Source organism: Thiomicrospira cyclica ALM1, from assembly GCF_000214825.1.
GTDB lineage: Bacteria > Pseudomonadota > Gammaproteobacteria > Thiomicrospirales > Thiomicrospiraceae > Thiomicrospira > Thiomicrospira cyclica.
Map to the genome: position 1 here is coordinate 272,106 of NC_015581.1, position 16,134 is coordinate 288,239.

Genomic DNA, 16,134 nt, shown 5'->3' on the forward strand with positions numbered 1-16,134 from the left:
ACAGGAGCCACGGATGCCAAACTGGAAAATATGGGGATTAAGCCTGGTGATGGTGTTTAGCCATCCGTTATACGCGTACGAAAGCCCAACGCTTTTTGAAACCCAGTTAGACAACGGGATGCAAGTGATCGTCAAATCCGACCACCGGTCGCCGATTGTCGTGCATCAGGTCTGGTACCGAGTAGGAGCTAATTACGAGCCTACTCATCTTACCGGTATCTCACATATGCTCGAACACATGATGTTTAAAGGTACCTATAACCAAGCCCCAGGTGAATTCTCGCGTGAAGTCTCCCGTCTTGGCGGCCGCGATAACGCATTTACCTCCGCCAATTACACCGCCTATTTTCAAATTGTCGGCCGAGACCATCTATCCCGCATGATGGCAATGGAAGCCGACCGCATGGCGAACCTAAAACTCACCGAAGAAGAATTTCAGCCAGAGCGCAATGTCGTCATCCAAGAACGCCTATGGGCGGTTGATGATCGTCCCAACTCGCGCTTGTTTGAACAATTTAAAGCCACCGCATTTATGAGTAGCCCCGAGCGCAATCCGATTATCGGCTGGATGGATGACATCAAAAATTACACCTTAGAAGACCTGCAGGCCTGGTACGACCGCTGGTATTCCCCCAGTAACGCCACTCTAGTTATTGTCGGCGACATTACCCCAGATGAAGTGATGACCTATGCTCAACAAACCTACGGTCAAATTCCTGCCCGCGAAATCGCACCGCCACGTTCTGCTGTCGAAATACCCCAGCAAGGCCAGCGTCGCATTATCTTAAAAGATGCCGTGCCCGTGCCCAGCTTACTGATCGGCTTTCATGCGCCCACCTTGGTCACAGCGGAAGACCCAACCGATGTCTATGCGCTGGCGGTACTCAGCAGTATCTTAGGCGGCAATGACAGCTCAAGACTCACCCAAGCGCTAGTACGAGATACCCAGCTGGCCAGCTCGGCCGGTAGTTTTTATCGCTTTTTGGGTCGCCTAGGCACCCAATTTGCCCTCAGTGCGCAACCTAATCCAGGGGTCACGGTAGCCGAGCTCGAAGCCGCATTATTAGAGCAGATTAGTCGCTTACAAACCGAGCCGGTCACCCAGTCAGAGCTTAATCGCGTGCTAGCACAAGCCGAAGCCGCACACGTATTCAGTCAAGACTCCATTCAATCCCAAGCCAATATGCTCGGGATGTTAGTCAGTGTTGGCCTGCCAGCATCCACCTTCGATGACTATGTTAGCAACCTTCGCCAAGTCACCCCCGAAGACATTCAACGGGTCGCCAACCAATATTTACAACTCGATCAATCCACGGTCGCTATTTTAGAGCCCAGTGGCGAAACCAACCGCCGTCCTGCGGCCAGACCCGACTTCGGAGGGAGATCGCACTAATGAACAACTTACAACGTCTTAATCCATTAAAACGGCTTAAAAACCTGATCGCAGCCAGTGCCTCAGCGCTGATGCTAAGTCTGAGTCAGCCGGTGCTGGCACAGCTCGACATCCAAACTTGGCAAACGCAAGAGGGCGCCAAGGTGCTGTTTGTCGCGACGCCAGAACTCCCGATGATGGATATCGAATTGCTATTTGATGCCGGCAGTGCCCGAGATGGTGCGCAACCAGGCCTGGCCAATTTTACCGGCAACATGATCGGGCTGGCCACCAGTCAGCGTAATGAGCAAGCCATTGCCGATGGCTTTAACGACTTAGGCGCGGTGTTTAACTCCAATGTTAACCGTGACATGACCCGTTTTTCACTGCGCAGCCTAACCCGTGAACCTTTGCTGACTGCGGCGCTCGACCTATTTACAGAAGTGATTGCTGATGCCGAATTTCCAGCCGACATCATGCAACGCGATCGCGTGCGTTTGCTACAAGCTATGCAACAAGCCGACGAAGTCGCCGGTCAATATGCGCGCAAAGTGTTTTGGCAACGTCTCTATCAAGATCATCCCTATGGTCAGGATGTCGCAGGTGACAGCGAAGTTATTGAACAGCTAACGCCGATGGATCTGGATGCCTTCTATCGCCAATACTATGTGGCGCAAAATGCGCAAATTTCGATTGTCGGTGATCTCAGTCAATCGCAAGCCAAGGCGATTGCACAAGCCATCAGTGAGCGTCTAGCCAGCGGTGTTAAAGCCACCGCAATACCTACGCCAGAACCGGTAACCCCCGGATTAGAGGTGGTGGAATTTACCGCCAATCAAACTCAATACTTTGCGGGTCAGCTGGGTGTCGAACGCGGTCACCCCGACTACTATGCCTTATTTCTAGGTAATCACCTGCTCGGCGGCAGTGGTTTTGCCTCATTGCTGGTGGAAGAGGTGCGCGAAAAGCGCGGCTTGGTTTACAGCGTGTTTAGCTTTTTTGCTCCAATGCGCGAAGCCGGTCCCTGGATGATTGGCTTATCAACCGCCAATAACCAAGCGCAAGAAGCCGACCAAGTCGTTAAAGAAACGCTGCTCGGCTTCTTGGAGGATTTTGATGATGCCAAATTTGCCGACATCAAACAAAACCTACTCGGCGGCTGGCCGATGCGCTTTGATACCAACGATAAAATTCTTGGCTATCTCACCATGATTGGGTTTTATGACCTCCCGCTCGATTACTTAGAAGCCTTTCCAGCGGCCATCGAAGCACTCGAAAAAGCGGACGTACTCGCCGCCTGGCGTCAGCATATTCATCCCGACAATTTGTTTACCCTAATGGTTGGACAACCGGTGCTCGATGCCACACCATAAACCGGCATCGGCAAAAACACTGGCTACCGGCCAAGTGCGCATTATTGGCGGTGATGCGCGTGGCCGCAAGTTGCAAGTGCTCGACCAACCCGGATTGCGTCCAACCAGCGACCGAGTCCGAGAAACCCTATTCAACTGGTTGCAGTTTGATATAGCAGGCACCCGCTGCTTAGACGCCTATGCGGGCTCGGGTGCGCTCGGCTTCGAAGCCCTATCCCGCGGCGCCGCCAGCGTTACGCTGCTCGAAAAAAGTCCACAGGTTGCAAATTGCCTACAAAACAACCTTAATCAATGGCAACAAGCAGGCCTGGTTAGTCCCGACAGTCGCGTCATAATAACCGACACGCTCAAATGGCTACAAACCCAGCCAGCCAGCACGCCCAACGAACCCTTTAAGACCTATAAGCCCTATGACATCATCTTTCTCGATCCGCCTTTTATGCAAGACCTGTTGGCAAAAACACTCGACCTGCTTATCCATTCGAACTGGATTCATGCCGACACATGGCTTTACTTAGAGCACGAAAAAGGGCAAACTTGGCCTGCACTACCGGCGAACTGGCACTGTCACCGTGAAAAAACCACGGCACAAGTCGCTTTCAGCCTCTGGCGTCAACAACGCGCATCCGATTAATTCTTGTGCACCAGACTACCGAAATAACAAGGAAACCACGCTGTTATGAGCACAATTGCAGTTTACCCAGGCACCTTCGACCCGATTACCTGCGGTCACACCGACCTCATCAAACGTGCCAGTCCTTTTTACGATAAGATCATAATTGCGGTGGCGGAAAACCAAAACAAACAACCGCTATTTAGTTTAGATGAGCGCATTGTTCTGGCCCAGCAGGCCTGCTTGGGAATTGATAATGTCGAAGTAAAAGGTTTTAACTGCCTGTTGGTTGATTTTGTAAAGCAGGTAAAAGGGCGAGTGATTCTGCGGGGCTTGCGTGCGGTATCCGATTTTGAATACGAATTTCAACTGGCCTCGATGAATCGCAAACTCGCCAGCCAAGTCGAAACCATGTTTATGACACCTGCCGAACAATACAGTTTTATATCATCAAGCCTGGTGCGAGAAATTGCCCGCTTACAAGGCGACGTGCAAGAATTTGTGCCCGATTGCGTTAATCAGGCACTGCACGCCAAATTCAAGTACTAGGTTTATCAGCTGCGTTTTTGGCGGCTTGCTGTTCTGCGGCCTGTTTCGCCTGATGACGGCGGGCAATCTCATCCCAATCGATGTTATTACAGGTTTCACACTCCTCTTTCAGAATGCGCACTTTCACCAGCAACGCATGAATTTTACAACCCATACAAAAGCCTAATATCGCCTCCATCCACATAAACGCAATACAAATCCACACCAGCGTTGTGGGAATCCAAAACGGCATATAGTTGTAATGCGTCGGTAGCAGAGTTTGGCCGGTTAGACTATTCACCCAGCCTGCAAACACCTCTGGATTAAAGAAAATTAAACAAACAATAATAAAGCTGCTGCCCAAAGTCCAAGCAAAGCGTTTTGGCACCAAAGGCTTCCAAACGACAGGCTGGCGCGCGGCCAACAAACTGGCAATTAAAATCGTAGGCGATAGTCGCGATAAATACTTCGACATCCCGGCAATCATTTCAAACAATGCATACCAAAGCACCCAGGTTTGAAACGTCCAATCATAAGTCCTGCGCACCGCCTCAACCTGATAAATAATGCGTCCTTCCCAATCCATTTCATAAGTATCGACCGAGGTATTGCCATCAACCAACCACACCGGAAAATAAATCGCATCATACAGAGTCAATCCCATATACAGCGGAATCGCCAACAACATCCCCGCACGAATCCGTACTGCCATATCATTGATATAAAGCGATTGCTCGCGCGGGTCACGAAACCACAAATTTTGCAGTGCATTCACATAAGCCTGCCACATGATAAACCCCATCAAAATATATTACTGTTTAATTATATTACGCCCAGCTGTACCAATAATTCTAATAGAAAAGCTTAATGGGGTTATCGGCAGGCCTAGCGCCAATGCCACAAGCAATAAAGCATCAAATACGTAGTGTGCTAAAATAATCCAATATTGCAACAACCACCCAAATCACCTAACCGAAGGACGTTCTATGCCCTCATTTGATATTGTTTCAGAAGTCGACAAACACGAACTCACCAATGCCGTAGATCAAGCCAACAAAGAAGTCACCACGCGCTTTGATTTTAAAGGCACGGACAGTCATTTTGACCTCAAAGAGCTCGAAATCAAAATGCACACCGAATCCGAGTTTCAGCTCGACCAAATGTACACCGTATTAACCTCCAAGCTCAGCAAACGTGGCATCGACTTGCGGGCTATCGAGCTAAAAGACCCAGATGTTCAGCTAAAAACCGCCAAACAAAGCATTATTGTGCACCAGGGTTTAGATACGCCGGTGGCCAAAAAAATCATCAAAATCCTCAAAGATGCCAAGCTAAAAGTGCAGGCACAAATTCAAGGCGACTCGGTGCGAGTGACTGGCAAAAAACGCGATGACCTCCAAGAAGCCATTGCGCTCCTCAAAAGCCAAGAAGATTTTGAACGCCCACTGCAATTTAACAATTTCCGAGATTAACCAGGCCTGCTGAAATGAGAGTACAAAAAACCATGAATCTAAATAAAGACCAAGCCCAAAATATCGCCTCAGTATTAGCCGAAGCACTGCCCTATATTCAGCGTTTTGCCGGCAAAACCATTGTGGTTAAATACGGCGGCAATGCCATGACCGAAGATCACCTCATGGCCAGTTTTGCTCGCGACATCGTGCTCATGAAGCTGGTCGGAATGAACCCAGTGGTGGTGCATGGTGGCGGTCCGCAAATTGGCGATTTGCTTAAGCGCGTCGGCAAAGAGTCCGAATTTGTGCAGGGAATGCGGGTGACCGACACCGAAACCATGGATATTGTCGAAATGGTGCTCGGTGGCTTGGTCAACAAAGAAATTGTTAACCTGATTCATCAACATGGCGGCAACTCCGTGGGCTTAACCGGCAAAGACGGTAACTTGATCATGGCCAAAAAACTCAAAGTCACCAAGCACACGCCCGATATGGACGAACCCGAAATAATTGACATAGGTCATGTTGGCGAAGTGTCTCGGATTAATACCGGCGTGATTGATATGCTCATTCAAGGCGACTTTATCCCGGTGATTGCGCCGGTGGGTGTCGACGAAGAAGGGCACTCTTACAATATCAATGCCGATTTGGTGGCGGGTAAGGTGGCCGAAGCCTTGCAAGCCGAAAAATTAATGTTGCTCACCAACACACCAGGCCTGCTAAACCAGCAGGGTGAACTGCTTACTGGTCTCAATGCCAAAATGGTCGATGAACTGATTGCCGATGGCACCATTTATGGCGGTATGCTGCCAAAAATCCAATGTGCTCTTGATGCCGTGCAAGGTGGTGTCAAAGCTGCACATATTGTCGATGGCCGGGTAGATCATGCGGTCATGCTAGAAGTCTTTACCGACGAAGGTGTCGGCACCTTGATTACGGCGCGTTAAGATCAAATGGTTGGGTTAGCCCTCTAAAAAAGGCGTAGGGCTATACTCTGCTGACGCCTCTTTTTTCGCAGAAAAAAGCCGAAGGAGGCATGGGTATAGACCGAAAGCCTTTAGTGCATAGTTCAAAAGCGAAACCGATTTATAACCGGGTTCGCTTTTTTATTTGGAATCGTCATGCTAGAACAACTGCTGCTCTTTGTAATTTCCCTGGTTGCGAATTTGTTATCGGCCTTAGCGGGTGGTGGGGCAGGCCTGCTACAACTGCCTGCCTTGTTATTTTTAGGCCTGCCATTTGGCGTAGCACTTGCCACCCATAAGGTCGCCAGTGTGTTTTTGGGGCTAGGCGCGACCGCACGCCACTGGCGCAGTTCCACTCTCGATTGGCGATTTGCCGCATTTATCCTTGCCTGCGGACTGCCCGGAGTTCTACTCGGAGCCAGCCTTATTTTGCAGGTTGACGAACGCTGGGCGACCTTTGCGCTTGGTGTGCTCACGCTCAGTCTGGGGATTTATTCCTGGCTCAAACCCGAACTCGGCCAGCACGCGCAACCGCAAAACCGCCAAATAGCAGGCCTGCTAATAGGTGGTGCAGTTATTCTCATGATCGGTGTTCTTAATGGCTCGCTCACCTCTGGCACCGGGTTATTCGTAACCCTATGGCTAGTGCGTTGGTTTGGTTTAGACTACAAAGCGGCGGTAGCCTACACCCTCGTGCTGGTGGGCATTTTCTGGAACGGCGCTGGTGCAATAACTCTTGGAATCCTCGGCGATATCCAGTGGAGCTGGCTACCCGCGCTCATTCTCGGCTCGCTGATTGGCGGCTACTTAGGCGCCCATCTCTCCATTGTTAAAGGCAACAAGCTCATCAAGCGCGCCTTCGAAATTATTACCGTGCTGGTCGGCCTAGCGCTGATTTACCAGGCCTGGTTCACACCCCATATTTAGTGCGGTAAGCCTGCATGGCCGCCAAAGTGGCGGCATCTGCCGTGCCCGTAGCGCCATCCGCCAAATAGGCAATTAAATCATGCAGATTCAAAATACTCATCACCGGCAAGCCGTACTGCTGTTCCACTTCCTGAATTGCCGACAACTCACCTTGGCCACGCTCCATACGATCCAGAGCCACCACCACACCGGCAGGCGTTGCGCCATGCTGATGAATCAAATCAATCGACTCCCGAATTGCGGTGCCAGCGGTAATCACATCGTCAATAATCAAAATACGCCCACTCAGAGCATGGCCCACAATTTGACCTCCCTCACCGTGATCCTTAATTTCTTTACGATTAAACGCATAGGGCTTATTAATCCCAAAATCGCGCGCCAGTGCCACGCTGGTCGTCGCCGCTAACGGAATGCCCTTATAAGCCGGGCCAAACAACACATCAAACTCAACGCCAGACGCAGCAATCGCCGCGGCATAGGCCTGCGACAACTGATCCAAATGCGCCCCAGTATTAAACAAACCGGCATTAAAAAAATACGGACTCACGCGCCCCGACTTCAAGGTAAACTCACCCCATTTCAACACGCCCACATCGGCAATAAAATTAATAAAGTCTGCTTTATTCATGGTAAAAATCCCTGTTAATAACCTATTAATTCGACAAAAATAATGCCTCAAATCATAGAGTGGCGCTCGGCATCTGGCAAGCCTTTTTACAACCAATGCCGGTTAAATCCTGTTCAGCTCGCGCAGGACTTGCTAAACTATTCAACAAATAATTACCAGTAACGGTTACCATTCTGCTGGTCGCACCCTGGATGCACAGCTTTGCCGGCTGGTTACAATAACGCTTCACAACTCGGGTACACTCAATGCAAGCTCGTCTTATTCAGCAACAGCGTCAAACGCACCCCGATAGCGCACAACCGGCCTGGCTGGTCACTCTGGCCGCCGACAGCCCCATCGACTTTCAGCCGGGCGACTGGGTTACCGTTACCGGCACCAATCAGCCCGCTTGGGTTGATGCTATTTTGGCACAACTCCAGCTTAGCCCCGACACGCCAGTCAGCCTGCGCCGAGCAGGGCAGGTGAGCGCCCGCGAAGCCCTAACGCACCACCTAGAAATCACTCTGCTCGATCCAGCGTTACTGGGCAAGTTAAGTCGCCAGTTTGGTTATACCGACTGGCCCGACCGCGATGCCATGCGAGCCTATGCCGACAGCCGCGACCTGCTCGACCTGCTCATCGAATACCCCGACATTGCTGACATGGGCGAGCAGCTCCTGCCGTTGCTCACGCCGCTACTGCCGCGTTATTACTCGATTGCCAGCGCGCCAAATCCTACTGCGCCCACCCAGTTCGATATTTTATTTAAGCAAATCGAAATCCAGCGCCGTGGTCGCAGCCGTTATGGCGTCACATCGAGCAGTCTGGCGCACGCGCAACCGGGCGACCTCTTTGATATTGCAATCAAACCCAATCCCCAATTTCGTTTGCCAGCAGACCCCGCAACGCCGATCACCATGATTGCCGCCGGCACCGGTTTGGCTCCGTTCCTCAGCTTCATGCAAGCCCGAGTCGCACAAGGTGCTAATCAGGGTGCTCATAACAACCAACTCTACTTTGGCGAAACCCACGCCCAACAACGATTTTTGGCGCAACACCAACTCACCGCCTGGCAACAAGCAGGCCTGCTCAATTTGGTCACCGCATTTTCGCGCGATCCACAACCCGCCGAGCACCCAAGCCCATACTATGTGCAACACGCACTCATCCACCAGCAGGCCTGGTTAAACGCCTGGCAAGCGGGTGGGCATATTTATGTGTGTGGAAGTAAGCAAGGACTCGCGAAAGGGGTAGAAGCCGCCATCAAGCAGGCCTGGTTGGCCGCTGGCATTTATCCCGCCTCGGCGTTGGAACAGGCCTGGTTAGACGCCCGCAAAGCGGGGCGCATCCAACTCGACGTTTATTGAATCGTTAAATAAAATCCTGCCGCTTCTAAACGCTTGGCCTCAATATCCAAGTCCATGGCGGTTAATGGATGCTGTTCCAGCCAACCCTCTTCAAACACCAGTTTCAACTGATGATCCAACGAACTGGCATCAATCTGCAACAACACCTCGGGCGAATCCAAATCGCGACCGCGGTGAATTCGCACCGCCAAGCGCAACAGCACCGTTAAAAACACCAGCTTAATATTGTGCGGCTCAAATAAATTATCAAACGCCTCTTTTATAAATTTGCCGCGATGGTTTAGCATCATCGCCGCCAGCATTTGTTTTTCTTGGTTGGTAAAACCCGCCAGGTCAGCATTTTCAAGTAAATAAGCCGAATGATGGCGATAACGCTTATAACTAATCGCCATCCCGCATTCATGCAACTGCGCAGCCCATTCCAACAGCTTAGGATAATTGTATTCCGTGTCATGCAACTGCCAAGTATTGTGCGCCTGATGATACAAACGTCGAGCGGTATGTACCACTTGCTTCGCCTGCGCCGTATCCACCCGCATCCAATTTTGCATCGCCAACACACTCTGTTCGCGGCTATCCTCATTTTGCAAGCGTCCCAGGGTGTCGAACACCAAACCCTCGCGCAACGCATTCTGACTCACCAGCATTGTCGAAATACTCAGCTCCTCAAAGGTCGCAATCAAAATGGCCAAGCCAGCGGCAATCACCGGACGGCGATCATCTTTTAAGCCCAGAATCGTCGCATCCATCGCACTGCCGGCCTTAATCAATTCGCCGCGAAGTTGTTGCAAGCCACTCAGTTGAATAGTGCCATCGGTGCTCCACTGATTTTCTTGCAAAATTTGGCTAAGCGACTTAATCGTGCCCGAAGCCCCATAAGCACTATCCCAGCCCTGCTTAGTCAGGTTTTTGCGATGTGGTCGCAAAATCTGGCGCGCACTGGCAATGGCTCGATTCATCCGGTCGGCGGTAATCACATCATCTGCAAAAAAAGTTTGGGTTAAACTTACACAACCCATTTCAGTGCTCGTCAAATGCTGGTTTTCAAAGCCCTGACCAATAATATACTCGGTACTGCCGCCGCCAATATCCATCACCAACCGCTGTTCTGTGCTTTTAGGCAAACCATGCACCACGCCCAAAAAAATCAGCCGGGCTTCTTCTTGGCCCGAAATAATTTCAATATGATGGCCCAAGGCCTCGCCGGCGGCACGTAAAAATCGCCGAGAATTTTGCGCATTGCGAAGGGTGTTGGTGCCCACGGCACGAATATTTTGGGCGGGTAAATGTTTAATCAACTGCCCAAAGCGCGTCAAACAGGTCAAAGCGTTTTCAATGGCCTCATCCGACAACCAGCCCTGGCTATCTAAGCCAGACCGCAGTCGCACCATTTCTTTATGCTTGTCAATCACTTGTAATTGATGGTCACGCTCACGTGCCAAAATCATATGAAAGCTGTTGGAACCCAAATCAATGGCGGCGTATAAATCCGACTCTGGACGTTCGATCATAACTGTCTTTTTTCACAACTGGGGAAAAGGAAGGGCTCAAGTGTAACCCATTTAGGTATGGCAAACCAAGCAAATTGGCTTGCCGAGCTATTAGCCTATTTGATCACCCTGATACTGGCTAATCAAATGCTGTTGCGCGTTCAATAGCGGCGTATCCTCATCGTCGCCCACAGGCGGCGCGACCAACTCATAATGACCATCGGGCTGTAACAACCAAGCCGACGTATTATCTTCTAAATACAGCGCCAAGCCCTCGGTAAACACCTGCTGAAAACACTGCGGGTCCAAAATGGGAAAACAGGTCTCAACCCGCGACAGCAAATTGCGTCCCATCCAATCGGCGCTCGAACAATATAACTGCGGCTCGTCACCATGATTCTCAAAATAATACACCCGATGATGCTCCAAAAACCGCCCAATAATCGAACGCACCTGAATATTCTCAGACAGGCCTGGCACTCCAGGCACCAGCGAACACATACCGCGCACAATCAAATCAATCTGCACGCCCGCCTGCGACGCCTCATACAGCGCATCAATAATTTGCTTTTCTTGCAAACCATTCATTTTGGCAATAATCCGTGCCGGTTTGCCATTGCGTGCATTCTCCGCCTCACGCTGAATCCGCTCAATCATGCCCGAATGAAGGGTAAAGGGCGATTGCAACAACACCTTCAAATCTTTGGTATTGCCCAAACTGGTCAACTGCTGAAAAATCTTCGTTACATCATGGCAAATATCTTTGTGGCAAGTAAACAAGCCAAAGTCGGTATAAAAACGCGTGGTAATGTGATGATAATTGCCCGTGCCCAAATGCACATAGTGGCGCAACTTATTCTCCTCGCGACGCACCACCAAAATCATCTTGGCATGAGTTTTATAGCCCACCACGCCATACACCACGTGCACGCCGGCATCCTGCAACCGCGTTGCTTGTTGAATATTATTATCTTCATCAAAACGGGCACGCAACTCGACCACCGCGGTAACCTCTTTGCCATTCTTAGCCGCACGCACCAACGCATCAATAATCGCCGATTTCTCACCGGTGCGATACAAGGTCATCCGAATCGCCAACACATCGGGATCTTTCGACGCTTGGTTCAAAAAATCAATCACCGGCGCAAAGGCATCATAGGGGTGATGCAACAAAATATCCTGGCGCGCAATATGCTGAAACAAACTTTCGCCATCTTTTTTGCGCGAAAACAAACGGAACGGGCTTTTATTTACCGGCTTCGGCTTAAACGGCTTAGGCACGTGGGGCGGAAACATCAAATCCGGACGATTCACCAAATTAGGCACCGCATCTAAGCGATGCAAGTTCACCGGACCATGCACCTGATACAACGCCGACTCATCCAGCTTAAACCGATCCAACAAATAATCCACCATCGCCGGCGGGCAATTATCGGCCACCTCCAAACGAATCGCATCACCAAACTGGCGCCCATACAATTCGCCTTGCAATGCACTCATAATGTCATCAACTTCTTCCTCGTCAATAAACAAATTTGTATTACGCGTCACCCGAAATTGATAACAACCGGTCACCGTCATCCCCGGGAACAAGTTGGCCACATTGGAGTGCAAAATAGACGACAAAAACACCAAATCATTGTCACCATCGGTCGCCTCTGGCGGCAGCTTAACCAACCGAGGCAGTGAGCGTGGCACCTGCACAATCGCCAAACCATTTGAGCGCCCAAACGCATCCTTACCTTCTAAAGACACAATAAAGTTCAAACTTTTATTTAAAATTTTGGGGAACGGATGCGACGGATCTAAGCCCATCGGACTCAGCACCGGCTTCAACGAATCCAGAAAATAATTGCGAATCCACTCCTTTTGTTTCTCATTCCAATGATTGCGGCGCACAAAGCGAATATTTTCCTTTTCCAAGGCCGGAATCAAAATGTGATTGAGCGTGTGATACTGGTCTTTCACCAACTCATGCGCCGCCTCGGTCAACTGAGCAATCGCATCACGCGGCACCAAATTATCCGGGTGAGTTCGCGCCGCCGGCTCTTTAGCCAACTCAATTAAACTCGCCAAACGCACCTCAAAAAACTCATCCATGTTTGAGCTTGAAATACACAAATATTTCAACCGCTCCAACAACGGCACCTGCGCATTTTTAGCCTGGGCTAATACGCGGCGGTTAAATTCCAGCAAACTGCGCTCGCGATTAATATAAATAGGCGAAACAGGTGGATTCAATTCGGTGGTTTCTGTCATGGTCGTCCTCGATGCAAAACACTAAAAAGATTGATAGGATTATTCAATCATTTTAACTGAAAATAGCTATCGCTACATGACGCTTTGATGACGCACATCAGCCCAAGTGCTAAACTGTTGCGCAACGCTTATTACGGAACCCCATTACGGAACACTACGATGACAGACAATAAAGGCCTAAGTTGGTTAGTCGGCATAGCCGCCATCATTATTATCCTAGCGGGGCTCAAAGCCGCCGAATCCATCACCATCCCGATTATGCTGGCGCTGTTTATCGCCATTATCAGCAGTCCCTTTTTACGAATACTTACCCAACGCGGTATTCCGGGTTATGCGGCGGTGCTTATTGTCTTATCGGTGTTGATTATTGTCGGTGGTGGGCTGTTGTCCATCGTCAGTCAATCCATCAATGCCTTTATGCTACAACTGCCGCATTATCAACTGCGCCTGCAAACGCTATTAACAGGCCTGGTGCCGCTCGCCGAGCAATTTAATATTCCATTAACCCGCGACATGGTGATGCAGCACATTAATCCGGCCACCGTGATGGGCTCGATTGGCACCGCACTGTCGGCGGTCAGTTCACTGCTTACCAGCACCTTTTTGGTTATCTTCATCGTGATCTTTTTAATGATGGAAGAAGCCCAGCTTCCCGCCAAACTCAAAGCCGCTAGCAAAAATGCCAATTTCACCTTGGCACTGACCAGCGGATTTATGGACCGCGTCAACAAATACCTACTCATCAAAACCATCATCAGTTTTATAACCGGTCTGCTGGTCACCCTGTGGCTGATGTTTTTAGGGGTCGATTTCCCGATACTCTGGGGCTTAATTGCGATGTTGATGAACTTTATCCCCAATGTCGGCTCATTAATCGCGGCGATTCCGGCGGTGTTGCTGGCGATGGTGCAACTGGGCTTTGGCGATGCCGCGCTGGTCGCACTCGGCTACATTGTCATCAACGTGGTGATGGGCAGTTTAATCGAGCCGCGCTATATGGGCAAAGGGCTCGGGCTATCGCCGTTGGTGGTGTTTTTATCCCTAATTCTCTGGGGCTGGCTATTTGGACCGGTAGGGATGTTTTTATCGATTCCACTCACCATGATTGTCAAAATTGCCCTAGAGCAATACGACGGCACGCGTTGGATTGGTATTATGCTCTCCAACGACGCGCCGCCACCGCCAATTGAGCCCACGCAATCCACTGAAATAAGCAAGAAAAATTAAAATTCTCTTGTTCGACCTGTTTTCGCATTTTTTAGACAAAAAAAATTGCCTTACTGCGTTTTGAGTGTATATTCAGAAAAAATAATGCTTTAGGATACACAAAGTAAAAATAAAGAATCCTGAGGTAGCTCGTTTGATCACAGTCGCGAAAACAAAAAATGCCCTGCCGGCCAAGCTAACCAGCGCCACCTGCGCCTGTTTGTTAGCCGGTCTAAGCCTGCAACCTCTCTATGCACAAGCAGACACCAGTGCACTGCCACCGCAAGTGCCGGATTCTGGAACCCTATTGCGTGACCTGCAACAGCTTGAACGCGAAACCCAAACCTTTCCCCGCATCGAGCGTGACCAGCCCCGCGCACTCGCCGACGACGGCCAAACCGTGGTGCTTCGTAGTGTCCGGTTTCAAGGCTACGAAGGCATGGTCAGCTTAGCGGCGCTCGAACGGTTAGTGGTCGACGACATTGGGCAAGAGCTCGGTTTCAACGGCCTAATGGCACTGGCCGACAAGGTGACGCAATACCTTGCTAATCTAGGCTACTTTTTAGCCTTTGCCTACCTACCCGAACAAGACATCACCGATGGCGATTTAATCATCGCGATATTGCCTGTTCGAGTCGAAGGCGGGGAGGACTGGCAGCCCAATATCCTCAAAGCACAAGATCTGGTGATCGATGAAGAATTAATCAGCAGTATGTTGCGTCACAGTATGCGCGACGACATGAGTATTGCCATTAATGCAAAAAATATGGAAAGAGGCCTGCTTTTACTCAATGACCTTTCCGGCATAAACGCACAATCCGTACTCGAAAGAGGGGATGATTTTGGCACCACCCGAGTTAATGTTCACGTGCTGCCCACGCCGCGCTATACCAATAACGTCTGGGTCGACAACTACGGCGGCTACTACACCGGCGATATCCGTCTCAACGGCTTGTTTAACGTCAACAACCTAACCGGTCGTGGCGACCAGCTCACCGCCCTGATAAGCCGCACAGAATACCTCGGCTTTGGCAGTCTCACCTACACCACCCCGGTCAGCCCCAATGGGCTCAGCTTCAACTACGGGGTTAACACCATGCGCTACACGCTTGGCAACCTCGACGAAGTTGACTCCAAAGGCGGCTCGGCCGGCTTTAACATGGGTCTGCGTTACCCAATTATTCGCTCGCGCCAAAGCAACCTCTACGCCAGCACCAGCTTCAGCTACAGCCGGCTTGAAGACTACTTCAACAACGAGCTGAGCAAAAGTCGCAAGTACAACAACTTCAGTGTCAGTCTGAACGGCGACCGCCTCGACCAACAAGGTCTAGGAGGCTACACCGGCTACGAAATCAGCTTTAAGCGCGGCGACCTCAGCTTCTCAGGCAGTCCCGACGAAGTCATCGCTGCCGACCGCGACCCCAACAACGGACTGCAACAACAAGGCCAGTTTTCCAAATTCAATGCCAGCCTCACTCGACTGCAAAAAATCACCCGTAACGGCGCGGTTTATGTCAAATTCGACCGCCAGTTTAACGCCTCTGGCAACCTCGATTCCGCCGAAACCTTCTCCGGCTCCGGGTCCAGTGGCGTAAGAGCCTATGCCGGTGGTGATGCCTCGGGTGACGAAGGCTGGTTACTGAACCTAGAATATCGCTACGACATCCCCAATCTCAGCTTGCACAACGGCACCTTTCAGTTGACGGGCTTTTACGACCATGCCCATATCCTAATTAATAAAAACTCGGTGAGCCAAAACGCCAATACCGCAAACGTAAACAGCTACGATATTCGAGGCACAGGGGTCGAGCTATCCTGGACGCGACCGCTAAAATACAGCGTAAAAGCAATCTATGCACGCAAGATTGATGACAAGATAGAGCGCCGTAGTACGGTGCAAACAGATTCTGAGGGCAAAGATCGCTTTGCGAGACTTTGGCTGCAGGCTATGTGGTGGTTTTAACTAAGGATAA

Annotated in this window: 14 protein-coding genes; 10 read left to right on the forward strand and 4 right to left on the reverse strand. The window is 50.5% G+C overall.

Going from position 1 to position 16,134, the window contains the following annotated elements; translation table 11 throughout:
- Positions 1 to 13: 13 nt before the first annotated feature.
- From THICY_RS01400 to coaD, 4 genes are read left to right on the forward strand one after another with little or no spacing between them, the layout of a single operon-like run.
- Positions 14 to 1,393: a M16 family metallopeptidase gene (locus THICY_RS01400; protein ID WP_013834828.1), complete on the forward strand. Its 1,380-nt coding sequence runs from the start codon at positions 14 to 16 to the stop codon at positions 1,391 to 1,393.
- Positions 1,393 to 2,745 (forward strand): M16 family metallopeptidase, encoded by a 1,353-nt coding sequence (locus THICY_RS01405; RefSeq protein WP_013834829.1) that lies wholly within the window; start codon positions 1,393 to 1,395, stop codon positions 2,743 to 2,745. Before THICY_RS01400 ends, THICY_RS01405 begins: the two co-directional genes overlap by 1 nt.
- Positions 2,732 to 3,379, forward strand: a complete 648-nt coding sequence (gene rsmD / locus THICY_RS01410; RefSeq protein WP_013834830.1) for a 16S rRNA (guanine(966)-N(2))-methyltransferase RsmD — start codon at positions 2,732 to 2,734, stop codon at positions 3,377 to 3,379. The genes THICY_RS01405 and rsmD overlap by 14 nt, the downstream gene beginning before the upstream one ends.
- 45 nt (positions 3,380 to 3,424) lie before the next feature.
- Positions 3,425 to 3,907, forward strand: coding sequence for a pantetheine-phosphate adenylyltransferase (gene coaD, locus THICY_RS01415; RefSeq protein WP_013834831.1), 483 nt, complete (start codon positions 3,425 to 3,427; stop codon positions 3,905 to 3,907).
- Here the strand turns inward: coaD and THICY_RS01420 are convergent.
- A complete protein-coding gene (locus THICY_RS01420; protein WP_013834832.1) occupies positions 3,897 to 4,676 on the reverse strand; it encodes a DUF4395 domain-containing protein in 780 nt (259 codons plus the stop codon). The genes coaD and THICY_RS01420 overlap by 11 nt on opposite strands.
- 196 nt (positions 4,677 to 4,872) lie before the next feature.
- Between THICY_RS01420 and THICY_RS01425 the strand changes: the two genes are divergently transcribed.
- The 3 genes from THICY_RS01425 (at position 4,873) to THICY_RS01435 (ending at position 7,232) form a co-directional block, all read left to right on the forward strand.
- On the forward strand, positions 4,873 to 5,358 hold the full coding sequence (locus THICY_RS01425) for a YajQ family cyclic di-GMP-binding protein (RefSeq protein ID WP_013834833.1): 486 nt from the start codon (positions 4,873 to 4,875) through the stop codon (positions 5,356 to 5,358).
- A gap of 14 nt (positions 5,359 to 5,372) precedes the next feature.
- Complete coding sequence (argB, locus tag THICY_RS01430; RefSeq protein WP_013834834.1) at positions 5,373 to 6,287, forward strand: acetylglutamate kinase; 915 nt, start codon at positions 5,373 to 5,375, stop codon at positions 6,285 to 6,287.
- Between the two features lie 174 nt (positions 6,288 to 6,461).
- Positions 6,462 to 7,232 (forward strand): sulfite exporter TauE/SafE family protein, encoded by a 771-nt coding sequence (locus tag THICY_RS01435; protein ID WP_013834835.1) that lies wholly within the window; start codon positions 6,462 to 6,464, stop codon positions 7,230 to 7,232.
- Here THICY_RS01435 and pyrE read toward each other — a convergent pair.
- Positions 7,216 to 7,860: an orotate phosphoribosyltransferase gene (gene pyrE, locus THICY_RS01440; RefSeq protein ID WP_013834836.1), complete on the reverse strand. Its 645-nt coding sequence runs from the start codon at positions 7,858 to 7,860 to the stop codon at positions 7,216 to 7,218. The two genes, THICY_RS01435 and pyrE, sit on opposite strands and share 17 nt — an antisense overlap.
- A gap of 245 nt (positions 7,861 to 8,105) precedes the next feature.
- Between pyrE and THICY_RS01445 the strand changes: the two genes are divergently transcribed.
- A complete protein-coding gene (locus tag THICY_RS01445) occupies positions 8,106 to 9,206 on the forward strand; it encodes a flavodoxin domain-containing protein (protein WP_013834837.1) in 1,101 nt (366 codons plus the stop codon).
- Here the strand turns inward: THICY_RS01445 and ppx are convergent.
- The gene (ppx, locus tag THICY_RS01450) at positions 9,200 to 10,717 is read right to left on the reverse strand and encodes an exopolyphosphatase (RefSeq protein WP_013834838.1); all 1,518 of its coding nucleotides are present in this window, start codon (positions 10,715 to 10,717) and stop codon (positions 9,200 to 9,202) included. The genes THICY_RS01445 and ppx overlap by 7 nt on opposite strands.
- Before the next feature lie 90 nt (positions 10,718 to 10,807).
- Entirely contained in the window at positions 10,808 to 12,955 is a 2,148-nt protein-coding gene (ppk1, locus tag THICY_RS01455) for a polyphosphate kinase 1 (RefSeq protein ID WP_013834839.1), read from the reverse strand.
- Positions 12,956 to 13,114: 159 nt separating this feature from the next.
- Here ppk1 and THICY_RS01460 point away from each other — a divergent pair, with 159 nt between their 5' ends.
- Both THICY_RS01460 and THICY_RS01465 read left to right on the forward strand, forming a co-directional pair.
- Positions 13,115 to 14,182, forward strand: coding sequence for an AI-2E family transporter (locus tag THICY_RS01460; RefSeq protein ID WP_013834840.1), 1,068 nt, complete (start codon positions 13,115 to 13,117; stop codon positions 14,180 to 14,182).
- A gap of 133 nt (positions 14,183 to 14,315) precedes the next feature.
- Positions 14,316 to 16,124 carry a ShlB/FhaC/HecB family hemolysin secretion/activation protein gene (locus tag THICY_RS01465; protein ID WP_013834841.1) on the forward strand — a complete coding sequence of 603 codons (1,809 nt, stop codon included), beginning with the start codon at positions 14,316 to 14,318 and terminating at the stop codon, positions 16,122 to 16,124.
- Positions 16,125 to 16,134: the final 10 nt, after the last annotated feature.